Source organism: Cochleicola gelatinilyticus, from assembly GCF_001637325.1.
In the GTDB taxonomy this organism is placed as follows: Bacteria; Bacteroidota; Bacteroidia; order Flavobacteriales; family Flavobacteriaceae; genus Cochleicola; species Cochleicola gelatinilyticus.
The window spans coordinates 83786-108139 of sequence record NZ_LRXL01000037.1; the positions used below are offsets into that span (position 1 = coordinate 83786).

General features: G+C 36.5%; 19 protein-coding genes and 1 other RNA gene. 10 read left to right on the forward strand and 10 right to left on the reverse strand.

Annotated features, from left to right (window positions below; genetic code table 11):
* Positions 1-53: 53 nt before the first annotated feature.
* Together ULVI_RS08095 and smpB are read right to left on the reverse strand one after the other, a co-directional pair.
* A complete protein-coding gene (locus ULVI_RS08095) occupies positions 54-2534 on the reverse strand; it encodes a DUF5686 and carboxypeptidase regulatory-like domain-containing protein (RefSeq protein ID WP_068591636.1) in 2481 nt (826 codons plus the stop codon).
* 69 nt (positions 2535-2603) lie between these two features.
* Entirely contained in the window at positions 2604-3071 is a 468-nt protein-coding gene (gene smpB / locus ULVI_RS08100; protein ID WP_068591639.1) for an SsrA-binding protein SmpB, read from the reverse strand.
* Positions 3072-3163: 92 nt separating this feature from the next.
* On the opposite strand from smpB, the gene ULVI_RS08105 reads away from it, so the two are divergent.
* Entirely contained in the window at positions 3164-3910 is a 747-nt protein-coding gene (locus tag ULVI_RS08105) for a DUF6503 family protein (RefSeq protein WP_068591640.1), read from the forward strand.
* Here ULVI_RS08105 and ULVI_RS08110 read toward each other — a convergent pair.
* A complete protein-coding gene (locus tag ULVI_RS08110) occupies positions 3907-4434 on the reverse strand; it encodes a SixA phosphatase family protein (protein WP_082830817.1) in 528 nt (175 codons plus the stop codon). The genes ULVI_RS08105 and ULVI_RS08110 overlap by 4 nt on opposite strands.
* Positions 4435-4731: 297 nt before the next feature.
* On the opposite strand from ULVI_RS08110, the gene ULVI_RS08115 reads away from it, so the two are divergent.
* Positions 4732-4917: a CsbD family protein gene (locus ULVI_RS08115; RefSeq protein ID WP_068591642.1), complete on the forward strand. Its 186-nt coding sequence runs from the start codon at positions 4732-4734 to the stop codon at positions 4915-4917.
* A 203-nt stretch (positions 4918-5120) separates the two neighbouring features.
* On the opposite strand, the gene clpB is transcribed toward ULVI_RS08115, so the two are convergent.
* Both clpB and ULVI_RS08125 read right to left on the reverse strand, forming a co-directional pair.
* On the reverse strand, positions 5121-7730 hold the full coding sequence (clpB, locus tag ULVI_RS08120; protein ID WP_068591644.1) for an ATP-dependent chaperone ClpB: 2610 nt from the start codon (positions 7728-7730) through the stop codon (positions 5121-5123).
* Positions 7731-7897: 167 nt separating this feature from the next.
* Positions 7898-11248 carry a fibronectin type III domain-containing protein gene (locus ULVI_RS08125; RefSeq protein WP_068591645.1) on the reverse strand — a complete coding sequence of 1117 codons (3351 nt, stop codon included), beginning with the start codon at positions 11246-11248 and terminating at the stop codon, positions 7898-7900.
* A gap of 300 nt (positions 11249-11548) precedes the next feature.
* Between ULVI_RS08125 and ytxJ the strand changes: the two genes are divergently transcribed.
* Entirely contained in the window at positions 11549-11941 is a 393-nt protein-coding gene (ytxJ, locus tag ULVI_RS08130) for a bacillithiol system redox-active protein YtxJ (protein WP_068591647.1), read from the forward strand.
* Positions 11942-12014: 73 nt separating this feature from the next.
* Here ytxJ and ULVI_RS08135 read toward each other — a convergent pair whose 3' ends face one another.
* A complete protein-coding gene (locus ULVI_RS08135) occupies positions 12015-13196 on the reverse strand; it encodes a hypothetical protein (protein WP_068591649.1) in 1182 nt (393 codons plus the stop codon).
* Positions 13197-13246: 50 nt separating this feature from the next.
* Entirely contained in the window at positions 13247-14527 is a 1281-nt protein-coding gene (gene fahA, locus ULVI_RS08140) for a fumarylacetoacetase (protein ID WP_068591651.1), read from the reverse strand.
* A 107-nt stretch (positions 14528-14634) separates the two neighbouring features.
* On the opposite strand from fahA, the gene glyA reads away from it, so the two are divergent.
* From glyA to ULVI_RS08165, 5 genes are all read left to right on the forward strand, one after another.
* A complete protein-coding gene (gene glyA / locus ULVI_RS08145) occupies positions 14635-15909 on the forward strand; it encodes a serine hydroxymethyltransferase (RefSeq protein WP_068591653.1) in 1275 nt (424 codons plus the stop codon).
* Between the two features lie 49 nt (positions 15910-15958).
* Positions 15959-16459 (forward strand): GreA/GreB family elongation factor, encoded by a 501-nt coding sequence (locus tag ULVI_RS08150; RefSeq protein WP_068591655.1) that lies wholly within the window; start codon positions 15959-15961, stop codon positions 16457-16459.
* Positions 16460-16468: 9 nt separating this feature from the next.
* Positions 16469-16966, forward strand: a complete 498-nt coding sequence (locus tag ULVI_RS08155) for a GNAT family N-acetyltransferase (protein ID WP_068591656.1) — start codon at positions 16469-16471, stop codon at positions 16964-16966.
* A 252-nt stretch (positions 16967-17218) separates the two neighbouring features.
* Positions 17219-18565, forward strand: a complete 1347-nt coding sequence (locus tag ULVI_RS08160) for a cytochrome-c peroxidase (protein WP_068591659.1) — start codon at positions 17219-17221, stop codon at positions 18563-18565.
* Positions 18566-18652: 87 nt separating this feature from the next.
* On the forward strand, positions 18653-19192 hold the full coding sequence (locus tag ULVI_RS08165) for a Cif family virulence factor (RefSeq protein WP_068591660.1): 540 nt from the start codon (positions 18653-18655) through the stop codon (positions 19190-19192).
* 9 nt (positions 19193-19201) lie between these two features.
* Here ULVI_RS08165 and ULVI_RS08170 read toward each other — a convergent pair whose 3' ends face one another.
* From ULVI_RS08170 to ULVI_RS08180, 3 genes are all read right to left on the reverse strand, one after another.
* Entirely contained in the window at positions 19202-20749 is a 1548-nt protein-coding gene (locus tag ULVI_RS08170) for a hypothetical protein (protein WP_068591662.1), read from the reverse strand.
* Positions 20750-20836: 87 nt separating this feature from the next.
* Entirely contained in the window at positions 20837-21934 is a 1098-nt protein-coding gene (locus ULVI_RS15655) for a carboxypeptidase-like regulatory domain-containing protein (RefSeq protein WP_068591664.1), read from the reverse strand.
* Positions 21935-22097: 163 nt separating this feature from the next.
* Entirely contained in the window at positions 22098-23153 is a 1056-nt protein-coding gene (locus ULVI_RS08180; RefSeq protein ID WP_068591666.1) for a glutaminyl-peptide cyclotransferase, read from the reverse strand.
* An 86-nt stretch (positions 23154-23239) separates the two neighbouring features.
* Here ULVI_RS08180 and ffs point away from each other — a divergent pair.
* Positions 23240-23338, forward strand: an RNA gene (gene ffs / locus ULVI_RS08185) — signal recognition particle sRNA small type.
* Between the two features lie 140 nt (positions 23339-23478).
* Positions 23479-24288: an SDR family oxidoreductase gene (locus ULVI_RS08190; protein ID WP_068591667.1), complete on the forward strand. Its 810-nt coding sequence runs from the start codon at positions 23479-23481 to the stop codon at positions 24286-24288.
* Positions 24289-24354: the final 66 nt, after the last annotated feature.

Here is a 24354-nt window from a genome sequence, read left to right on the forward strand (position 1 = left end):
ATATAAAACGAAAGAATATATAACCTCTCTCTCCTTATTTTTCCGAAGCACAATTAATTAATAAACCCTAGAAATTTTAAACCGAAAATAAAAGCACCTTCGCTTTCGCCATTATAGTACGAGCGTACATAGTCTAAACGTAACAAACGTAACTTTCCGAAGCCAATATTATCAAGACCTATTGAAACTTCAGAATACGGTTTGTTGCTGTCAATAAGCAGCGTATGTGCTCCGGCGACAAGATTAAAATTTAACTGATTCACTCCAGGGATTTTTCCCAAAATCCAACCTCGAAAGTCGTGTTCAACATGCCCTTCGAAATAGCTTTTATTTGTGCTTAAACTGTAGTAGGGCAGTAGGTTAAAAACATTGGTGTAATTGGGAGAGGTGCCGATGCGCGTTTGATTTCCGTTAAAGTGTTGGTAGTCTACAAAAGAAATATTGTCTCCATGAAAGAATGTTCCTCCTTTAAGATTGTATATAAATTGTCCCTTATTACCAATATCTATTGCTTGTCTAAGTCCTGCCCGTAACTGACTGTAATTGTAATCACTGTTGGAAGCACCGAGTCCGTTCTCGAAAGTAACGGATAGTGCTGGGTACTTTTCATTACCGAGGTTGAATTTTCCATCGGGATAGCTCATGTATTTTTGAGCAAATGTAATGTTTGCGGTCACCGAAGTTTTAATAATATCGTGCGCATCGATCACAGCAGTATCAAAATTGTCTGGTTCGACAGGGTTATTCGAAGTGTAGGTTACATCGTCATTTGGTATGGTGACGTAATCGGTGTTATTAAAAAGTGGTTTTCGTTCTTCGTATCCTGTTGAGGTAAAGATGCGTAATCCGTTGAAAAGTTCTTGGCTGTAGCCAAAACGGGCGTAATTTAATTCGTATAATTTCATGTAATTACGCTCAAAAAATAAACTTGAAACAGTATTTACCAATGGAGATATAGGTTGCAGTGCATTAAATTGTACGGCTTCACTTCCTGCAGTTATAGACAATCGAAGACGATTGGTTCTATTAAAATTCTTCGTGATTCCTCCGCTAAAACGAAGTCGATCTTCAGCAATGCCATACGTAGCTTGCACGTTTGCCGAGATCCATTTTGTTTGGTTATCGTCGTACCATTTAAAATAAGAGAGACCTGCTTTTCCATTCCATCCCTGTACGGTATTATAAGAAATATCTGGACTTACCGGGCCGTCGTAGCTCACACGCCATTTCTCGTAGCTGTTTTTGTAACTGTAGCCTGTTGCAACACTAAGCAAACCAAATTTATTAGACACCCCATCAATAGAATCGAGATAAGTTTTCGATTTCCGTAATTCTTGAATGCTATCTTTCTTAATATAATCATTTAATTCTTCATTTGTAAGTGGGACGGGTCGTGTACCCTTCCAAAATAAGCTGTCTTTTTTATTGGCCTCCGCTTCGAAAGATAATACCTCGTTGGTAAAAGAACGTTTGGAAAATTCTGGATTGAAATCGTAATTACTATACACAGCGATAAATCTTCCGTCCCCGGTGACACCAAATAATCCGAAGCCAAAATCAATGGTTTGGGAGATCTTAATCCAATGGTCTGAAGCTTCATCGAATTTAAAATTCTGTTTAAATATTAATTTTGAAATAAAAGGAATTTGAATGGCTGCCCCCGTGGTTTTTAACTCAACACCATAGAGTTGCCAATCATCTTCTGCAATGTAAATCGACCCTTCCCAGACTCTGTCTTTAGGACGTTTAGGGGTTACTTTTATTTTATTAATAAGTTTCGCTCCTTCATAAAAAACACCGTCTAATTTATAGGTATAATAATTAAAGGCATTGTTTGCTATTGGAGATACAATAGCAGCGTTGAGATCTATAGTGTTTTCATAAAAAGAAAAATTGGCGTCTTGAGCACTATTAAAACTGAATCCATTATCGTTTCCACTTACTTTGCTAGCAATAATTTTTTCTTTAAAATCGTCAGGTCTTTGGTACGAGATTTTCGAAATTGTTTCTGAAAGATAAATAATTCCGCTTCGGGTAGAATCGAGTGCGCCATCAAAATCACCTACTTCTTGTCCTAGGATTTTTTCGGGAATATCTTCCACACGCCACAAGCCACGAGAGTAAAAGTCTGCAGAGTACGCTGCAATTTTTTCTAAATTTTCTTTTCGTTTGGCAATGGTTTCTCGAATAATGCGATATGCAGGATCTTCCGTATTAGAAATAACAACTTCATCTAAACTTACAGATTCTTCTTTTAAAGAAACATTTAAAATGTGTGGGAAAGAGGAAACAGTTACTTCTTTACGTGCTGTGGTATAGCCTAAAAACTGAAAAACAACAGTATAACTTTTTTTTTCTGAAACCTCTAACTGAAAATTACCATCGTTGTTAGATGTAGTTCCCGTGTAAGATCCATCGAGATAAATATTTACAAAGGGTAAAGGTTCTCCTTGCGTATCGGTTACTTTACCAACAATTTGGGCTTGCGCAATTATTGTAAATAAGAAGAAAGTGAGTAGTAATAGTTTTTTCATAAAAATATTTCTTACTCTTAAGACGCTTGCAAGTAGCTAATTGTTACGAATGCATGGCGGTTTAACATTTTAATTATTAAATGCTTTTTTAATACGACTAAGATTTCGTTTGCTATCGCGATCTTTAATCGATTCTCTTTTGTCGTATTCTTTTTTACCCCGCGCTAGGGCAATTTTTAATTTAGCCAGACCGCGATCGTTTGTGAAAAGCAGTAGTGGAATTATAGTTAGTCCTGAGTTTCTAACCTCCTTTTCGAGTTTTTTAAGTTCTTTACGATTGAGTAATAGTTTTCGTTCACTCTTTGGGTTGTGACTAAAAGCATTGGCATGAGAATATTCTTGTACGGTCATGTTTACAATAAATAATTCTGAATTCTGAAACTCACAAAAACCTTCCGCTATGGAAGCTTTACCTTCACGAATCGCTTTAATTTCGGTTCCTGCCAATACAATACCAGCCGTATAGGTATCTATAAACTCGTATTCGAATTTAGCTTTTCTGTTCTTTATTACTACATTTTTCTGAAGCTGTGCCATAAAACAAAAATACTATTATTAGTGAGAAATAATTTTAAAAGAATCATAAGATTTAAAGGGGCTTCCGTACTTTTGAATGAAATAATAAAAATATGAAAACCGTTTTTTTTCTTGTAATAATGTTATGCTTTTGGTCTTGTGTAGAAGAAGAGGCACCACTTACAGCTGAAGCTATTGTAAAAAAATCAATTGAAGCACAATGTAACGGTAATTGTGACCATGCAACAATCAACTTTACTTTCAGAAAAAATAAATATACTAGTATTAGAGATGGTGGAGCATACCGACTAGAGCGTATTATTCTAGATTCTATTAGTGAGACAAAAGATGTGCTATCAAATAAAGGATTTCAACGACTAATAAATAATGAAATGCAGGAAGTTGCAGATACTACAGCAATTAAACTTGGGGATGCGGTTAATTCGGTTCATTATTTTGCACAAGTTCCTTTCGGATTAGAAGCCCCTGCGGTTCGTAAAAAATTATTGGGAAAGACTAAGATAAAAGAACAACCCTATTATGAAGTAGAAATTACTTTTTCTGAAGAAGGAGGTGGAACCGATTTTGATGATGTGTTTATTTATTGGATTCATACCAAAAAATTTACAGTAGATTATTTGGCCTATAAGTATGCTGTAAATGGTGGAGGAATTCGTTTCAGAGAAGCGTATAATGAAAGAAGGATAGAACAAATACGGTTTGTAGATTATAATAATTTCAAGCCCGAGAGCTTAACTGTATCATTGCAACAGCTTCCAAAGTTATTTGAAAAAGGGGAGTTAAAATTGCTTTCAAAAATAGAAACAGAAGATATCTCGGTACGATTTCCGAAGCATTAATTAATAGTTTTTATAGCTACCTCTTTTTCATCTCCTACTATAGTAACGATATATAACATTCCGTTTTCATTGTCTGGAATGTCTTTATATTTAGATTCTCCAATAATTTTGTTTACGAAAAATGGCGTTGTATTACTGTGCCCTACAATTAGCACTTTTTTCCCTGCTGTATCATCTTTAAAAGTTTTATTGTAAAGGTTAGTAGGATCATAGGTTTGCACGTTAATACTTTTTTCTGAAGCGGTGTATGAGGCAGTTTGTTGTGTACGAGTAAGGTTCGTGCTATAAATCGCATTTAAAGGGATATCTTTAAAATATTCAGACCAACTTTTAGCACGTTCGACTCCTGTTTTAGATAGGGCAGGATTTGAATTAGAAGGGTCACTGCGATCTTTTTCAGCATGTCTTATTAAATAATAAGTTGTTTCCATGAGCTCCTCTTTAACCCCAACATCATCTTTTTTATGTTGGCTGTTGCACGAGGTAATTGTTAAAATTAAAATAAGAATGTAGATATTTCGCATGATGTAGGGTGATTAAATGTTAAAAGTACTAAAAGCAAAAACCATAAATGACCTCTTGACGTAAATTATTATATAAGTTTTTATGAATGTGAGGTTTATAAGAGCTATAGGTTTTAGATTAATCTATTTGAGCCCTTCTTTTAACTATAAAAGAAGGGCTTATTTTCTTTTTATCATTTTTTAAGATGTCTTGGCAAAATAATAACGAATATGTAATTCCTTTTAATATTTTTTTATCATATCATCGATGAATTGAATCGTATCTTTAATATCTATTAATCTTAAAACAAAAATGCTATGAATTCTGATCAATTAAAAGGAAAATGGAAACAAATTAAAGGTAATGCAAAACAACAATATGGTATTACATTTAATGATGATGAAGCTTTTACTGAAGGTAAGTATGACGAAATGGTAGGTAAAATCCAAGAGAAAACAGGAAAAGCAAAAGAAGATGTAAAAAAAGAAATTGAAAGCTGGTAAGCATTAAGTTTCTTAAACTAAAAGCCCTTTTGAATTTCAGAAGGGTTTTTTTTATGCTTTAAATTTTAGAAATTAAAAACCGTCCGCAATCATTATAATTACGAACGGCTCTAACTAACAACCAATTATGAAACGAACTTTTTATTCTCTGAAGCCGATAGCAATAAAGGATCAGATCACGAGGTAAGTTCAAACCTCTATTTTTATTCTACATCAGAAACCAAATCACTCTGATTTCTAAAGACAAGTTTATCATCAAAACTATCTAAGAGAATTATACTATCGGTAGAGATTTTACCCGATAAAATCTCTTTAGAAAGTTGGTTAAGCACTTCCCTTTGAATAACACGTTTCACAGGTCGTGCTCCAAATTGTGGGTCGTAACCACCTTTTGCGAGATGCGAAATCGCTTCATCGGTAGCATCCATAACAATTTGTTGTTTCGCCAGCATCTTCTGTACTCCTTTTAACTGTAGCCCTACAATTTTAGTAATGTCTTTTTTAGTTAGTGGTGTAAACATCACAATATCATCGATTCGATTAAGAAACTCCGGGCGTACTGTTTGTTTTAATAAACCGAGCACTTCTACTTTCGCAGCTTCCATCGCAGTATCTGGGTCTTTCACGGATTCAAATTTCTGTTGAATGATATCACTTCCCATATTGCTCGTCATAACGATAATAGCATTTTTAAAATCGGCTACTCGACCTTTATTATCGGTTAGTCTTCCTTCATCTAAAACTTGTAAGAGAATATTGAAAGTATCTGGATGTGCTTTTTCAATTTCATCTAACAACACTACAGAGTAGGGTTTTCGACGAACAGCCTCAGTTAATTGTCCCCCTTCGTCATAGCCTACATATCCAGGAGGAGCTCCTACTAATCTACTAACACTATGACGTTCTTGATATTCACTCATGTCGATTCGTGTCATCGAATTTTCATCGTCGAATAAATATTCGGCCAGAGCCTTTGCCAATTCAGTTTTACCTACTCCAGTAGTACCTAAAAATAAGAAGGAACCGATGGGTCTATTAGCATCTTGTAAGCCTGCGCGACTTCTTCGAATAGCGTCACTTACGGCTACAATTGCTTCTTCTTGTCCTACAACACGTTTGTGCAATTCATCTTCTAGTCTTAAAAGTTTTTCACGATCGCTTTGTAGCATTTTAGTCACTGGAATTCCAGTCCATTTTGCAACTACTTCTGCAATATCTTCATTGGTAACTTCTTCTTTAATAAGCGAATTCGCACTTTGGTTTTCGGCAAGTTTTGTTTCTAGATTAGATAATTGTTCTTGCGCTTCTTTAATTTTACCATAACGCAATTCGGCAACTTTTCCGAAGTCTCCATCACGTTCGGCTCGCTCTGCCTCAAGTTTAAACTCTTCAATAGAGGTTTTATAATTTTGAATAGTATCAACGACCTCTTTTTCGCTCTTCCATTTCGCATTAATTTCGGTGCGTTCTTCTTTTAAATTAGCGAGATCGGACCGTAGACCTTTTAATTTAGCTTCATCTTTTTCTCGTTTAATTGCTTCAATTTCAATCTCTAGCTGCATAATCTTTCTGTCGAGTACATCTAACTCTTCAGGTTTTGAATTGATCTCCATGCGTAACTTTGAAGCTGCCTCGTCCATAAGGTCGATCGCTTTATCGGGTAAAAATCGATTGGTAATGTAGCGTTGTGATAATTCTACTGCCGCAATAATCGCTTCATCTTTAATGCGTACTTTATGGTGTGTTTCGTATTTTTCTTTGATTCCACGAAGTATTGAAATAGCACTTTCGGTATCGGGTTCGTCTACCATTACTTTCTGAAAACGACGTTCTAGTGCTTTATCTTTCTCAAAATATTTTTGATATTCATCTAGGGTAGTCGCTCCAATAGCTCGTAATTCACCTCGGGCTAAAGCAGGTTTTAAAATATTGGCAGCATCCATGGCTCCTTGTCCGCCACCTGCTCCAACTAAGGTGTGAATTTCGTCGATGAATAAAACAATATCTCCATCGCTTCCTGTAACTTCTTTAATTACAGATTTTAATCGTTCTTCGAATTCACCTTTATATTTTGCTCCTGCAATAAGTGCCCCCATATCTAGAGAATACACTTCTTTGGTCTGAAGGTTTTCTGGTACATCACCATCTACAATACGATGTGCAAGTCCTTCAGCGATCGCAGTTTTACCCGTCCCCGGTTCTCCCACAAGCATCGGATTATTTTTGGTTCTTCTAGATAATATTTGAAGAATTCTTCGTATTTCTTCGTCACGGCCTATTACAGGGTCTAACTTCCCATCACGTGCCAACTGATTTAAATTGCGCGCGTATTTGTTAAGAGAATTATAGGTTTCTTCGGCACTTTGTGAAGTAACCCGATCTCCTTTGCGTAATTCTTCAATAGCTGCTAATAAAGATTTCTCTGTAACACCTTGATCTTTTAAAGCTTGTGCTACACTACTTTTTGACTTAAAAATAGCAAGTAATAAATGTTCTATTGAAACAAACTCATCGTTCATTTTTTTAGCAATAATACCTGCCTCTGTTATTGTTTTGTTTGCTTCGCGGGATAAAATAATATCCCCTCCCGAAACCTTTGGGTACGTTTCCAGTTGCATATCTAATATTTGAAGCAACAGTGTATTATTTACATTTAATTTTTTTAGAATAAACGGAGTTACATTTTCATCGATCTCAAAAATGGCTTTTAAAATATGTTCATTTTCGATTTGTTGATGACCTAAACTTTGAGCAAGCTGTTGAGCTCGCTGGATAGCTTCCTGTGATTTTATAGTGAAATTATTAAAGTTCATTGTGTTCAATTTTTGAGATACTATAGTCAATAACTGAACCAAGTGAAAATCAGGACATTTTGACTTGTTGCAGAAGGTTTTCAACAGACATTTTGTCAAAATGCATTAAAAAAATAAGCCGCCCAATGGGCGGCTTATCCTACTATATATATGATTTAAAAACTTACTTAGTCCTTAATCACTTTATGTGTATACGAATTACCATTAACAGTAGATTTCATCATATACGTTCCACTGCTTAGGTCTGTAAGATCTAATACGGCATCTAATGCATCTGGACGAAGTTGTAATACTTGCTGTCCTAAGATGTTGTACAATTCGATAGACTCAATCGCAGATTTCGCATTTACATTCAAGATCCCTGTCGTTGGGTTTGGATGATAGTTGAAATTAGCAAAAGTAAAGTCTTCGATCGCAAGAGGTGCACAGGTAATATCTGCTAACCATCCCGTTTCTTGTACAGTACCATCTGATGTAAATACAATAGTTAATGTACCATCTGGATTGGTAGCTTCGAAAGAATCTCCAACCGAAAGTAAACTTGTTGGAACTGAAGGAACTCCTCCATCACCACTTTCTTCACCGCATAAAGTTTCAGCGATTACAGGTGCTGAAGTATCAGAACCATCATAGATCGTTAAGTAATCCCAACATCCATCTTGTGTTCCTGCGCCAGTAGCAGATTCAATATCTACATAGGTAAAAGTAATAGATACTGAAGTACCATCATCTGGAGTTAATACAGTAGTAGTTACTTCATTGGCTGAATAATTACCATTCGTATTTCCTGAATCAACAAACTGACCGTCACATTCTTCTGGAAGTGCATCCGGGAATAATGTTGTAAAGCTTAATGTAACCGCTTCAGACAAACCACCTGCATCACAATCTGCAACTAAATATGCATCATATGGTGTTCCTGGAAGAAAAACATCACCTGTAGAATAGGTAGTTGTTCCAGCAGCAATAGCCTCGTCAACAATAGGATCTGTAGTAGTTCCTGCAGCAAATACAGTTAATTGGTATCCGTTATCTGCATTCGCAAGTGGGTCCCAAGAGAAATCTGCAGCTGTTTCTGTAATTCCAGCAACCGCAAAGTTTTCAACTTCTGGACAATCTGGTCCTGTTTGTACTTCTATACAGAATGTACCGTTGTTTCCATTCCATCCACTTACTTGTACATAGTAAGTTTCTCCAGGCGTTAACCCTTCAGCTTCGATAATAGAGTTAAATATAATAACATCACCACTATCTTGATCACAAGCTAGAGCAGGATCGAAAGTAGAAAGATCTGTACAGTCTGTTGGAGCGCTATAAAGTGCGATCTCAGTATCGGTATGCGTAGCAACACCTGAATCTAGATCGGTGGTGATAACAACGCTACCATTATCTGGCGCTTCAAACGTAAACCATACTGTAAATTGAGGACCTCCGAAAAAGCAATCTCCTTCTGGCTCGCTATCTTCTACTGTTGCAGCAATGCTAGTGTAAATTGCTCCAGTACATTCTGCATCTACAGTTAATGCGATGGCATCACAAGCATCATCATTATCTGGTGGTGTAGGTGCTGTCATGAACGTTTCCATTATTGTAAATCCTTGTTCGTCACCACAATCTGCTGTTACGTATACATCGTATGCTGTGTCTGGATTTAACCCAGTAGCATCATATGTAAGAGTTCCTGCAGCTATTGTTGCGTCGAACTGTGTTGGGTCTGTATCTGGATCATCACCAGCAAAGTACCCTTCTAAAATGTACCCATCGGTAGCTGTTGGAGAATCATCCCAGCTAATTGTAGCAGAAGTATCATCAATATCGGTTACAGTTAAGTTTTCAACCGCTAAACATCCATCTACTAATTCACAATCACCAATAATACTGAAAACGAAATCTTCTCCTGTTGGAGTCCATACGTCTACAGCGTCATTATCGAAAACCCCTTGATTTCCAATAATACTTGCTGTAGTGCTTTCCCATGCTGTTTGTGTACCTGCAACAGTTGGTGTTACTGTAACCTGCATCCAATAAGTAACTTCTTCCATCCCAGTTCCTGGGAAGTCGATAGGTGTGTCAAAATCAATAATGGTTTCGTGGATATCGAAACCAAACATTTGTCCAATAACTTCTTGGGAAGTAGGTACAATTCCTGAAACTGTTTCAAGTTCCGCCCCTGGTATACCATTGTTGTCGTCATAGAAAACGAGGTCAACACTATCCATTCCACCTTGCGTGAAAATGTTAAGGTTTAGACTACTTACACTAAAATTAATTGTATTAATAGAAACAATAAAGTCATCTGCAACCATTTGGGCTCCACCTGCTTCATTGAAAAGACCATTTTCAAAAGCATTACTAACTTGTGTTTGGTCACAACCTGAAGGCTCTACAATCTCTTCAGAAGTGATTGAAATATCAAAAGCGTCTTCTACATTATCGAATGTGCTCCAGTGTCCTACATTAATATAGTAAGATGTTCCTACTTCAGAAGTAAATGTGATTTCTTCAGCACCACCACTAAGACCTGAATCAGCGTTGTCTACGCATACGAAAGTACCACAGTCTCCGCTGTAAATTCCTAATTCGCAATCCCATGCATCTGGTGTTACCGTTACTGTAATTTCATTTCCATCTCCTGTTAATGTGTACCAAACTCCGTCGTTCATTCCAGAACCACAATCGGTAACTATGATGGCTCCATCGTTGTTTGTAGCTCCTGCGGCATCTTCCTGAGTAAATGTATAAGGAAAAGCTGTAACTTCTGTAGCATCTACACATGCATCGTTTGCAGGAGGTGTAGCATTTGTTGTAAAGGTAACTGGTGCTGCATATTCAGTTTCACAATCTGATTTTATTAAAAAATCGTATTCTACTTCAGGTGCTAAACCAGTAATACTGGCCATTCCTTCTGTTGTGTTTCCACTGTCTACAACGCCATCACCTTGGTCGTTACCTGAGGGAACAACTTCCCAATCGTAATTATCGACATTAGGTACAAGATCCCAACTAACTTCTGCAGATACGTCTGTAGTAGAATCTACTGAAGGATCAGGATTTGCACAGTCTGGTGCTGGAACGAAATCTAAAGTCCAGTCAAAGGCAGTATCTTCAGATCCAGCCCATCGGTCAGTCCATTGAATATAATAATTCGTTCCTGCTACTACTGATGCGTCTTCCAGCAAAGAGTTTAATCCAACAGGAGCATCACAGCCATCATCATCATTGTCTTCATTAACTAGTGCATCACAAGTTCCAGAAAGTAAAAATAATCGTGTATCCATTCCGGTAGCATTCCCACAGGAACTAATAGTTATCGTTCCACTTTCAGCAGGAGAATATAAGTACCAAATAGCATCTCCGGTATTATTTGTCCCACCAGTGTCGGTTATTAACGCACCCGTTATAGATCCGGGGGTCACTGTGACAGCATTATCACAATCGACACCACCATTTTGCGCATGTCCCTGCCATAGACCGGCAAGGCATAATATCGCAGAAAAAAGTAAAGTAAATTTTCTCATAATTAGTATAGTTTTATTTATTAAATGATGTATAAATATACCAATTTTAAGAGTTTTTAAGAGTTTATTTCAATTTTTGTTATAGATTTTAACAGCTTTTAGATAATGTGTAGATATATTCGACGTAAATGTTTTTTACAATTTTATTTTTTAACAAATTTGAATAATTGTTTTTCAAATTTATTTTAGCTGATATCCATTATACTAAGTCGTTTAACGTTAAATCCAACTTAATTGATTGTAATTATTAACAGATAAAATTTTTAGGTTGTAGTTTTGTATTAACTAAAATTATATTCTATGGGACTGTTTGATAAATTTAAATCACAAAGAGATATTGCGAAAGAAGAGATAGTGGAAGTGCCGTGGCATCTTATAACATCAAGTGATCAAATTGATGAATTAGTTGCAGAATCTTCAAACAAGCCAATTGTTATATTTAAACATTCTACTACCTGTGGTATAAGCAGAATGGTATTGCGTTCGTTTGAGAAAAATTATACATTTTCCGAAGAAGATATTAAATTATATTTCCTTGATCTTAAGAAATATCGATCTATTTCTAATGAAATTGCCGAACGTTTTCAAGTACATCATGAAAGCCCGCAACTTATTGTGATTAAAAATGGAAAAACTGTACATCACGATTCACACCAAGGAATTGATGCAGATCATTTAAAGCAATTTATATAGCAAACTAATTTAAATTGTAACATAAAAAAAGAGCCAAAATGGCTCTTTTTTTATTACTAATAAACTATGTGGATTAAGTTGAGTGATTTTTTACAATCTCTTTTAATCGCAATTTAATATCATCACCTGCATCAAGTAAAAGTTGAGCATTATTTGGGAAGGGTACAAACCGGTTATTAATCCAGTTAAGGTCATTTCCTGATAAGGCGCGTCTATCTCCTCTATAGATGGCGAAGATGTTCTCAAAAATAAATTCGGTCGAAAGAGGAAAGCTATCAATATCTCTTCTTCTTAAAAGATCTCGGTATATAACCTCGCCAATCACACGAACAGCTTTGTTTTGCTCAGTAATTTTAATACGTGCTTCTACAGTTATGTAAGTGTCAATTTTTATAGGGTTACCTTCTCGGTCTTTTAAGATATTTCCCTCTCGATCCTTCTTATAGGTAGAACCGTCAATAATTCGTTGAGTTCTTTGGAATTCTTTCTCGGAAATACGCTCTGGTGAAAATTCGATCGATCTAAAATTTAAAGCGATTCCCTTAGTGTATTCGATATTTGCTTCGCGTTGCGTATGAAACTCGGTCCAAAAGTTATCCAGTCCGTAGGTGTTAAAATCAAGTAATTCTTGTTCTAAACGTTGTGGAATAATTTGTCCGCTTCGGTTATTAATTGAAACAAAAATAAATTCTGTTCCGTAGAAATGCGCATCATCTTTTAAAGTACTTACATCTTTATAATTAGATCGTAGCTCTTCTAGCTCACAATATATATGGTATGCAGTACGGTAATCGGCAATGGTTTGACGATTCATGTAAATCGCTCCTTCATCGTATAAATAGTGAATGTAATTTTCTTTAGCGGCGATTATCTCATTGCTATAATCCTTTACATCGAAAAAAGCATCTCTTCGATGTGATGCACTGTATAATGGTAATAAAGGACGAATAAGGTTTTGTCTATATTCTAAGTCACGATATAGGGTGTAAATTTCTTTAGACGTTGCTGGATCGTTTTGTTTTTTTAAGAAAGCAATTCGTCGGGTATCTTCTTCCGAAGCCTTTTTAAAAGCTTCTTCTAACAACACAATATGTGTATCATTCTTGTCGGCCGTTTTGTCTTTTTGTAATTTCTTTACAGCTAGTTCAATAGCGCGGTCGTAATCGCCTTGAGCTACCATTTTCTGATTTCTCTTCACACTGCTACATGAAAGTAACAGTATGGCAATACTGAATAATGTAATAGTATTTCTCATAACGAAAGGTATTGGTTACAAGAGTGAAAATACAATTGTAATGCCAAAAATTAAAAAGGGATGGCGGGTAGGATCTTTCCGCTGCATTCACCAAACCCTATACGAAGTCCGTTACGAGTGCAATGCGCACGCATAATTACAGTATCTCCATCCTCAATAAACTTACGTTCACTACCATCATTGAGTTTTAAAGGATTTTGCCCACGCCATGTTAATTCTAACATAGATCCATACGAATCTTTTGTGGGGCCCGAGATGGTTCCACTTCCCATCATGTCACCACTTCGTACATTACATCCATTTACCGTATGGTGCGCCAATTGTTGCGCCATAGACCAATACATATATTTAAAATTAGAATTTGCAACAACAGTTTCTTCCCCGTTTTCTGGTTGAATAGCTGCCTCTAAGTGAATATCAAAATTATTCTTTTTCGATTGCTGTAAATAGGGTAGTGGTGTAGGCTCTTGTGCAGGTCCTTCAGTTCTAAACGATTCCAAAGCATCTAAAGTTACGATCCATGGAGAGATGGTAGAAGCAAAACTTTTACCAAGAAACGGTCCTAACGGAACATATTCCCATGCTTGAATATCACGAGCACTCCAGTCGTTAAAAAGTACCAATCCAAAAATATAATCTTCTGCTTCTTTTACCGAGACTCTTTTACCTAAGTCATTCGTGTCGGTGGTAATAAAGGCCATTTCCAACTCGAAATCCAATAATTTTGAGGGACCAAATCCAGGTGTGCCATCATCGCCAGGTTTGGTTTGTCCTATAGGTCTGCGAATCGGTGTTCCTGATGGAATAATAGAAGAACTCCGGCCATGATATCCAATAGGAATGCGAAGCCAGTTAGGTAATAATGCATTTTCCGGATCTCTAAATAAAGACCCTACATTGGTAGCGTGTTCTTTACTGGCATAAAAATCGGTATAATCGCCTATATCAACAGGAAGTTGCATCTCAATTTCATCCAATGTGAATAAGACTTGTTTTCTGTGTTCTTCGTTATCCCGAAGTTTTGAGTTGTCTTTTAGAAATATATCAGAGATTCTGTTACGCACTAAACGCCACGTCTTTTTTCCGTCGCTGATAAAGTCATTTAGACTATCCTGTAAAAAAATATCATCTGTAAGTTGGATACCTTCAAAATATCCTAGTTGATGCAACGCACCTAGGTCGATGGCATAATCACCAATGCGAGTTCCTATCGTAATAATATCATCACGGGTTAAAAACACTCCAAAAGGGATGTTTTGCATGGGAAAATCGGTATGGGTTGGAATATCAAGCCAGGAAGTACGTGTGGGGTCGTTAGCGGTTAGTGGCATAGTTTTCTTGTTTGTGTTTATTAAATGTGTATCAAATATATAATTTCTGAAGGACTAACCATATGGATTTACTATTTTTGGTTTTTATTAACTTTTGAACTCCATTTATGCAACGTGATCAACAAATTTTTGAACTAATTGAAGCAGAAAAACAACGCCAATTAAACGGGTTGGAATTAATTGCTTCTGAAAATTTTGTAAGTGAGCAGGTCTTAGAAGCTGCTGGTTCGGTATTAACCAATAAGTATGCAGAAGGATATCCTGGAAAACGTTATTACGGTGGCTGCGAAGTGGTGGATGAAGTTGAAACACTAGCTATTGAAAGAGCAAAGACTCTCTTTGGAGCCGAATATGTTAATGTACAACCTCACAGTGGATCGCAAGCAAATACTGCAGTGTTTGCGGCATGCCTTAAACCTGGAGATAAATTTCTCGGATTCGACCTTTCTCATGGTGGACATTTAACACACGGGTCTCCGGTGAACTTTTCCGGGAAATTATATAATCCAGTATTTTATGGAGTTGATAAAGAAACGGGGAGAATAGATTATGACGCTGTAGAGAAGATTGCATTAAAAGAAGAACCAAAGATGATCATAGCAGGAGCTTCTGCGTATTCTCGCGAGATCGATTACAAACGATTCCGGGAAATTGCAGATAAAGTTGGAGCTATTTTAATGGCAGATATTGCACATCCTGCAGGTCTTATAGCAAAAGGAATTATTGGCGACCCCGTACCGCATTGTCACGTATGTACTACAACCACACATAAAACACTAAGAGGTCCGCGAGGAGGAATGATCTTAATGGGGAAAGACTTCGAGAATCCGTTCGGAATCAAACTAAAAAATGGGAATCTTCGGAAAATGTCTTCGCTTCTTGATAGTGGGATTTTCCCCGGAAATCAAGGAGGTCCATTAGAGCATATTATTGCTGCCAAGGCCATCGCATTTGGTGAAGCATTAACCGACGAGTTTCTACATTATATGATACAGGTTAAAAAGAATGCTGCCGTGATGGCTGAAGCTTTTGTCGCTAAAGAGTACAATATAATAAGTGGGGGTACCGACAACCATATGATGCTGATCGATCTTCGTAATAAAAACATAAGTGGAAAGCAAGCCGAAGAAGCGTTAGTAAAAGCCGATATTACGGTAAACAAAAATATGGTTCCTTTCGACGATAAATCACCCTTTGTAACAAGTGGAATTCGCATTGGTACAGCGGCAATAACTACACGGGGACTTTTAGAAAACGATATGGGGAAAATAGTTGACCTTATCGATGAGGTCATTATAAATTTTGAAGATGAGCAAAAGCTGGAAGCTATTTCAGAAAAAGTAAATAAAATGATGGCGGGAAGACCACTCTTTACTATGTAGGTTTTAATAAGAATCGTATCTTTCTGAAGCAAATAATTACACGATTACTATGAGCAGAGGATTTGTAAAAGAAGACGATCAAGAAGAAGCACCCTTTATTCCCCCTAGAGCAGCATTGCCCACTGGTGTTACAAATTATGTAACTTCTTTTGGAAAAAAAGCCTTGCTTGAAGAACGCACGCAATTGGAATCTGAAATCCGTGAAGTACCTACAGACAACGATTCTGAGCGACGGAAAACCTTAGCGGTACTTAATGGAAAGCTTCAATTACTTAATGAACGAATTGCTTCCTCTCAAGTTTTATTGCCGCAAGATCAACCACAAAATGAAGTTCGATTTGGAGCTACTGTATCAATAAAGTATACAAACACTCCTACTAAAATGAACTTTCAGATTGTGGGTGTCGATGAAGCAGATGTTAAATTAAATAAGCTTTCTTTTGTTTCACCTATTGTTAAAGCGATTACTGGGAAAAAAGTAGGCGATCCTGCCGTTCTTGAATTAGGTAGTGAAGTACGTCAAATAGAAATTATCGCTATAACATACTAATTTTTAATTATGTTACAAACCGATCGTTTGGAGTTAAAAAAAATTAGTCTTATGGACGCTCCTTTTATTTTAGAACTTTTCAATTCCCCTGGTTGGAAACAATATATTGGAGATCGAAATGTACATAACATAGAAGATGCTGAAAATTACATTAGAGATAAATACCTTCCCTCGTTTAAAATTAATGGATACGGATCTTTTGTATGTGTATTAAAAGAAACTGGTGAGATTATTGGAAGTTGCGGTCTTTATAAAAGAGAAAATTTGAACCATCCCGATATTGGTTTTGCTTTTTTACCACAATTCTTCGGAAAAGGATATGCCTTCGAAGCCGCATCAAAATTAATGACGTACGCCAGAACCACATTAAAGATTCCTAGAATCTTAGGGTTTACTACGAAAAATAATAAAGCCTCTATTGCTTTGTTACTTAAAATTGGATTGGTAGAAAATGGAGTATACCAATTTGAAGACGACGACGATGAATTATTGTTATTTTCAACGTAGGAATTTTTAAATATTTCAGAAACTATTAACGCATTTTGGAAGGTGGTTTTTTATATATCGATTTTATCTGCTTTACGTCGATAATAAATTGTAGGAATTAAAAAAGACTTTACATTTATATCGCATTAAAATTCTGCTGTTGTAAAACAGGTATGCACCAACCCAATTTATTCCTCATCATATCCCTAACATTCTTAAGGGTTTGCTATTACGTGTTTTTCATCGGTACTTAGAACAACTAACTCAAAAATGATGAAAAAAACGATTTTATTAATTTGTATTGTTATCCTCTGCATTTCTTGTAAGAAAGATGATGATGCTTACGAACCGGTTCCAAATGCCTTAGACCTCGAACTAGTAGCCTTGTTGGAGAATATTTCAGAAGGGCAGGGAATAGCGTATTTTGAACTCCCTTCTGAAACAGATTTCGCCAATATACCACAAGATCCACTAAATCCTATTACAGCAGAGAAAGTAGCTTTAGGACAATTACTTGTTCATGAAACAGCAACGGGAGGCAATCCCAAAATGGAAATTAATAGAGGAATGTATTCTTGTGCAACCTGCCATCCAGCTGCAGCAAGTTTTTTTTCAGCGGTACGAAAAGGAATTTCTGAAGGGGGATCTGGTTTTGGGATTAAAGGCGAAGGACGTGTAAAAATGCCTAGCAATCTCATGCCTAATGATTCTATCGATGCATTACCTGTAAAAGTACCTACCTTACTTAATGTAGCCTATCAAGAAGTAGCTCTTTGGAATGGTTCACTTGGTGGAGCAGGTATTAACGCACCTTTTGTAGCACAAAATGCAGAAGATTTTCCGGAAAACCTTTTAGGATTTCAAGGTCTTGAGGTGCAAGGTATGATAGGGCAAACTGCACACCGGTTAAAAATAGATGAAGAGTTTGCAACGCAATTTGGTTACAAACCGCTATTCGATGCCGCTTACCCTGAAGTTCCTGTATCTGAACGATATTCTAGTTTAAATGGTGCTTTGGCTATTGCTGCTTTTAATCGTACCGTATTGGCTAATCAAGCCCCTTGGCAAGAGTGGTTACGAGGGAACTCTAATGCCTTAACAGATAAGCAAAAGAGAGGTGCTGTTGTGTTTTTTGATAAAGGAAAATGTTACGAATGCCATACGGGACCTGCATTAAAATCAAATGAGTTTTATGCCTTCGGAATGGGAGACTTAAATTTAAATAGTGATATTTCAAAAAGTTTTAGATTAAACCCCACCAAAGGCCGGGGTGAATTTACTGGGATTGAAGAAGACTTTTTTAAATTTAAAGTTCCAACATTATACAATTTAAAAGACACACCTTTCTATGGTCATGGAGGAACATTTAATACGATCCAACAGGTCATTGAATATAAGAACAATGGAGAGAAAGAAAATAATGCAGTGCCTGATAGTCGTCTAGCTATTCAATTTGGGAATTTAAATTTAACAGAAGCCGATATAAGTAACCTCACAGATTTTATCGAGAATGGCCTTTTCGATCCCAATGTAGCACGATATGCACCAGAATCTGTACTTTCTGGAAACTGCATTCCGAGCAACGATGCTCAAGCTAGAATTGATCTAGGTTGTGATTAGCAAAAGGTCCTATATTTATTTTAAAAAGCGTTTTCTTTGAATTCACTTTTTTTATATTACCTTGATAAGTGTTTAAAAATGTGAACTATGTGTTTTAAAATTCAATTGCTTCCGAAAGAATTTCTATTAATAATTATAACAATGTTTGTATTAACCTCATGTACTTCGAACATTAAAAAGGAAGCTCCCGTAGGAGAGAATAAAACTGAACTTAGAGAAAAGCGTCAAGCTGAAATTGAAGCAAATTTCACGAAACGACTCCAACAGCATCTTGATGCAATAAGTGCCCGTGATTTGGAAACTTTGGAGCGTACTCTTTCTCCCAAAGGAAACATGCTATTAATTTTACCACAAACTGAAATGACGACCACGGTTTCTGAGTTTATGGATTATCATGTTGCTTGGTTTAAAGAACCCAACTGGACATTAGAGTCTAAAATTATTGCTACTGAAGTGGAATTAAGAATGGGAATGGCCATCGTTGAAGCTACCTATAGAGAGCCCAATCGAAATGGAGAACCTTATTATAATAAAATGATTATAAGCTACGACCTCAAAAAATATAACGGACAATGGTACATCATTAAAGATCACATGTGTTCTATCGAAAAATCAACAGATAATTAAAACAAAGATTTAATCCTCTGGGTCGGGGAACACCGTACTTTCATAAGCTCCAGCGTCTGGTGCAGTAGTGCTTCTAGATGCACCTGTGATATCCTGAGAAGGACCTATAGAAGGGTTGGCAATACCATCTGCTGCTGAAGTTCCAGATTCAATATTAAAATTGTTAAGATTTGTGTTCTGAAATACAGGATCCAAATTCAATACGACATTCGTGTACAATTGTATGTTATCTTCAAATTGATACAGCGGATTATCAGAAAAATCATCTTGTGGATCTTCAAATCTAATTAATGAATTGCTAAAATTAAATGTAAAACTGGCCGATGCATCTTCAGAAGCAAAAAGTCCTAATTCACGTAGTTCGTTTCCGTAGATAATACAGTTATTAAATTCTGCTTGAAGGGAAATCCCTTGGGTTTCATTTAAAACATTGTCTAAAGAAACGGTAGGAGTGTTTCTAAAACTGTTCGTCCAGTAATTGGCAAATGTACAGTGATTAAAAGTATATGTTCCACCAATAGAACAGGCTAATGAAGATTCTCCACTATTGTTAATCACCACATTTTCTCCATAGATATTCGCTGTTCTTGCTAAAATTCCATAATTCGCACTATTGTAAATCTGTACGTTTTCTAAGCGCAATGTTTCGTCACCATCGTTATTTTCCATTAATAATCCTACGGTTCCGTTCTTTATGGTTGTATGTCTAAATTGGTTATTGGTACTCCCAGAGGTAAGCCAGATAGCTCCCCATTGCCCTACGATGTCCGAGAATTCTGGCTCTAGTCTATCGCCTTCAAAAATAATCTGATTCTCTAAGGCTTCAGGATCTGTACTTGGAAGTCCGTTGGCGATCATAGTTCCACCGTTTGCAACCAAAATCCCACTATTGCGATGAAAATGAATTCTTGCTCCAGCTTCCACATTAAGAGTTCTTCCAGGAGGAACTGCTGCATACCCATAAATTACATAAGGCTTTTCGTTTGTGAAAATAAGTTCGCTGTCGTCAAGAAAAAATCCTTCAATTAAAATATCGTTGCCTTCACCATCGGTACCTAAGTTTAATGTTTCGACCATTCCATTTCCTAAATCGTCGGGAAAAAGAAATACAGCATCTTGAACCAAAGTAACCAACTCTACTTCTTGCTCACTTCCACCAGCATCAAAAACAATTTGATCGGTGTACAGAAAATTATTTGTTTCGGTGGGAAGTTCATTAATATCGGCAGTGGTTTCCACAAAAATAAATATACTGTCCTTTGCCATGATCTGAATATCACTAAATGTTTTCCCTGGCAGTCCGTCCACATTTAATCGGTATCGAGATGCTTCTCCTTGTGCAAGACCAACCGTAGGGATGTTGATGTCTTCATCGCTTCGGTTATATACTTTTAAGTTATACGTGCTCGAACCAATATTGGTAAATATAGTATCTAAGAAAACAGTGTCTCTCGAAAACTCAAGGTTTCCGGTGCTTGGCACACTTTCAAAATCGTTGCGACATGAACTCCACAAAACGATGCTACAAAGAATCGCTAAACCGTATACATACTTCATTCAGAAAAAATTTCAGTAAAAATATAACTTTTTATGAAGGAACTTATTGTAATAGACATAACTTTTATATCACAGACAGCGTTACGCTTAATTTCTTCTTTTAGCACGCTTTTTTAATCGCTCCATTTTTTTACGTTCTTGTTTCAATTTCTGGAATTCTATTTCATTTTTATATGCGGATTCTCGTTGAAGTTTTTTAGCGGCTTTTTCTTCTGTAGAAAGCTGAGGAGGTAACATAGGCCCTTCGTTGCCTATACCTCCCATGATTACTATTTCTCCTAGAATATTGTACGATTCATTAAGTTGTATATTTAACACAGTGTCGATATTAGAAATGGTGGCTCGACGTTCTTCATACCCTACGTATGAATAAACAAGTTGAGATCCTGGCTGGGCTTCAATTGAGTAGAAACCATCGAAATCTGTTTGTGTTCCTATAGTGGTGCCATTTACAAGTACATAAACTCCTGGAATTGGTGTGTTCTGGGCGTCGGTAAGAGTACCTTGAATAGTAACTGTGTTAATTTCTACAGGCGTTGTAGCGATCTTACCAACGATATTTTTTAAAGAATTAGCTTGGGAACCTAATACAATGTTTTTTTCTTCGGAATTTTTTGAGGTACGTATTTCTACGGTTTCGAATCCTTTCTTCTGAAAAATCAAGGTTTGGTGATTCAGTAAAGAGATCTTATAGTGCCCGCGTAACCCTGAAACCACAGAAGCTCCCGTTTCTTTAACTGAAATCTTTACATTAGAAACTCCGTGGCCATTTTCATCTCGAACAACTCCCGAATACTGTATTTTCTTCTGTTCTAAACCAGCATCGCTATACCGACCAATTCCTAACGAAACAAACTTACTTTTTGAAGAATTTGAGGATGTAGGCGTACTGTTCGAGTTTCCTAAAAGTGTTATGGGTAATAGGAGGGAAGCTGCATAGGGAGCCAGATGGAATCCCGATTTTCGTTCCATTTTTAATTCGCGTTCTGTCTGGTTCTTTTTAAATCGTCCACAAACATTCGAATTTTTAGCAACAAAAGCAACAATCTGTTCATCGCTTTTATCGGTAAAATCGAAAACTTCTTTTGCGCACGAATCACAGAATTTTCCTTTTTGGGTGGGCGTCATTTCTTGCCAGTCTTCGTGACAAGGTTCCTGAATCGAAATTGTGATGGTTTTTTTCATGGTGTTGGATTTTGTTCTCCAAAACAATGAAAAAAGAAAGCATTATAAAACCTGAAATGAGCGAACTGCCTATTTTAATGAGGGAACTATAATAAATTACAGCCTATATTTATATGAAGATTTTTTGCATCATATTTTATGGATATGTGCAATTAGGTCTTAGTTACTTTTTTACTACTTCCACTTTAAATAATTTATCCCAGTTTTTCCCAGTTATATATAAGGTGTTGGGTTCGCCATTGTAGGCAATACCATTTAACACATCTAAGGCATCATGTTGTGTTACTTTGTCCTTTAATCCTTTAAAATTAATAACTCCTTCCACAGCACCATTTTTAGGATTTACAATGGCAACTGCATCTTGCTGATAAATATTTGCATAGATCTTTCCATCGATCCACTCCAGTTCGTTTACACTTTTAATACGGCTGGTGTTGGTGTAGATCTCAATATAATCTTCTTCAGCAAGGGTTTCAGGATTTAAGGTCCAGATTTTTTCGGTCCCATCGCTTTTATAAATGGTTGTGCCATCGTTACAAAGTCCCCATCCTTCGAGGCTGTTTCCGTAGACAAAGGTTCCTATTTTATCTAAGGTTTTAAGGTCGTAGATAAACCCAGTTTTTCTTTTGTAGGTAAGTTGATAAATTTTGTCATTTAAAATAGTAAGTCCTTCCCCAAAATATTCATCAGCCAATGGTACTTTTTGCAGCACTTCTCCAGTTTTATAATTGGTTTTTCGAAGCGAAGATTTCTTTCGAAGTCCGGCGCTTTCGTATAGCGTATTATTTTCAAATTCAAGTCCTTGCGTATACGAATCCATATCATGCGGATAGGTCTCAATAATTTTATAGGTGTAAAGTTCTGGTTTTTCTGAAGCTAATACTGTAATATTTTCTGCAGCAGCAAAGTGTTCGCCATCACTATATATTTTTGCTTGAAGAGTACGTACTCCTAGTTTTACTTCTGAAAGACTTACCGTAGTAGCTCCTTTAGAATTAGCGGGCATGAAACGATCATTATCCAGATAATAAACAACAGAATCGACTGCCTTGTTTTTTTTGTTGTTCAACGTAACTGAAAGTGATTCGGAGGTCTTATATCCCTTTTTTGAAGGAGCGATCTGAAGTGAAAAAAGGTCACTGTCTTTCGTGCTGGAGTCCCCACATTTACTACATGCAATAGCTAATAGTGTCACTACTAATAATTTATACGTCTTCATGTACAGTCTAATTTTTAAGCAAGATATTTATTATAATTGATAACTAAAAATCCTTGTAATATATCTAAAATCCTGTATCTTTGCAGCGGCAAGTCCTACACAACCAGCTCCTATTGAATCCCCCAGGGCGGGAACGCAGCAAGGGTAGATGGTCGTAGCGGTGTGATGTAGGTAGCTTGCCATTTTTTATGCGCTAAAGTGAACGATTTTCTAGGCATAAAAAAACACTTCTTTACCACGACACTTTTGGCACTTGCAATTCTTTTTTAAAATCTGTTTGGATTATTAATTAGGTAACTGCATCTTTGCCCTTACAACAACATGTATGTCAAAAGTTATACTTATTACTGGAGGATCTTCAGGTATTGGAAAAGCCATTGGTTGCTACCTTTCAGAAAAACAATATACGGTATATGGTACCAGTAGAAACCCTTCAAAACTAGCCGAAACACTTCCTTTTACGTTACTTCCAATGGATGTAACTATTCCAGAAACTATCGATAATGCGATCGCAACGATTATTTCTTCCGAAGGAAAACTCGATGTATTAATAAATAATGCAGGAATCGGTATTACCGGCCCCGTAGAAGAAACCCCAACCGAAGAGATAAGACAAGCTTTTGAAACTAATTTTTACGGTCCTATTAATGTAATGAAAGCTGTGTTGCCGCACATGCGTCGACAAAAGGGAGGTCTTATTGTTAATATTACCTCTATTGCTGGGTATATGGGACTGCCGTATCGTGGAATTTATTCTGCCACTAAAGCGGCTTTAGAAATAACTACCGAAGCTTTTAGAATGGAAACCAAGCAATTTGGAATTCAAATGGCGAATATTGCTCCTGGAGATTTTGCAACCAATATAGCTGCAGGAAGGTATCATGCACCAGTTTTAGAAGGGTCTCCCTATAAAGAAGCCTATGGAAATACTTTAGAGATGATGAATGCACATGTTGATGCGGGAGAAAATCCTGTGCAAATGGCAAAAGTTGTACATGAGATTATTACGAGTAATTCGCCTAAAATTCATTACAAAGTAGGAGCGAGAATGCAGAAATTCTCGATTGTCTTAAAACGCATCTTGCCCGATAAAATGTACGAAAACATATTGCTGAAACATTATAAGCTGAAGTAATTTGTAAACTAGGTATTAGGTATTGAATAATAAATATTGAGTATTGAGCAATGAATATTGAATATT

Excerpts from the sequence above, each read along its gene's own strand:
- ULVI_RS08125 (WP_068591645.1), bottom strand. The coding sequence starts at position 11,248 with ATGAGAAAATTTACTTTACTTTTTTCTGCGATATTATGCCTTGCCGGT.
- smpB (WP_068591639.1), bottom strand. The coding sequence starts at position 3,071 with ATGGCACAGCTTCAGAAAAATGTAGTAATAAAGAACAGAAAAGCTAAA.
- ULVI_RS08160 (WP_068591659.1), top strand. The coding sequence starts at position 17,219 with ATGAAAAAAACGATTTTATTAATTTGTATTGTTATCCTCTGCATTTCT.
- fahA (WP_068591651.1), bottom strand. The coding sequence starts at position 14,527 with ATGCCACTAACCGCTAACGACCCCACACGTACTTCCTGGCTTGATATT.
- ytxJ (WP_068591647.1), top strand. The coding sequence starts at position 11,549 with ATGGGACTGTTTGATAAATTTAAATCACAAAGAGATATTGCGAAAGAA.
- ULVI_RS08095 (WP_068591636.1), bottom strand. The coding sequence starts at position 2,534 with ATGAAAAAACTATTACTACTCACTTTCTTCTTATTTACAATAATTGCG.
- ULVI_RS08190 (WP_068591667.1), top strand. The coding sequence starts at position 23,479 with ATGTCAAAAGTTATACTTATTACTGGAGGATCTTCAGGTATTGGAAAA.
- ULVI_RS08165 (WP_068591660.1), top strand. The coding sequence starts at position 18,653 with ATGTGTTTTAAAATTCAATTGCTTCCGAAAGAATTTCTATTAATAATT.
- ULVI_RS08180 (WP_068591666.1), bottom strand. The coding sequence starts at position 23,153 with ATGAAGACGTATAAATTATTAGTAGTGACACTATTAGCTATTGCATGT.
- ULVI_RS15655 (WP_068591664.1), bottom strand. The coding sequence starts at position 21,934 with ATGAAAAAAACCATCACAATTTCGATTCAGGAACCTTGTCACGAAGAC.
- glyA (WP_068591653.1), top strand. The coding sequence starts at position 14,635 with ATGCAACGTGATCAACAAATTTTTGAACTAATTGAAGCAGAAAAACAA.
- ULVI_RS08105 (WP_068591640.1), top strand. The coding sequence starts at position 3,164 with ATGAAAACCGTTTTTTTTCTTGTAATAATGTTATGCTTTTGGTCTTGT.
- ULVI_RS08135 (WP_068591649.1), bottom strand. The coding sequence starts at position 13,196 with ATGAGAAATACTATTACATTATTCAGTATTGCCATACTGTTACTTTCA.
- ULVI_RS08115 (WP_068591642.1), top strand. The coding sequence starts at position 4,732 with ATGAATTCTGATCAATTAAAAGGAAAATGGAAACAAATTAAAGGTAAT.
- ULVI_RS08170 (WP_068591662.1), bottom strand. The coding sequence starts at position 20,749 with ATGAAGTATGTATACGGTTTAGCGATTCTTTGTAGCATCGTTTTGTGG.
- ULVI_RS08110 (WP_082830817.1), bottom strand. The coding sequence starts at position 4,434 with ATGCGAAATATCTACATTCTTATTTTAATTTTAACAATTACCTCGTGC.
- clpB (WP_068591644.1), bottom strand. The coding sequence starts at position 7,730 with ATGAACTTTAATAATTTCACTATAAAATCACAGGAAGCTATCCAGCGA.
- ULVI_RS08155 (WP_068591656.1), top strand. The coding sequence starts at position 16,469 with ATGTTACAAACCGATCGTTTGGAGTTAAAAAAAATTAGTCTTATGGAC.
- ULVI_RS08150 (WP_068591655.1), top strand. The coding sequence starts at position 15,959 with ATGAGCAGAGGATTTGTAAAAGAAGACGATCAAGAAGAAGCACCCTTT.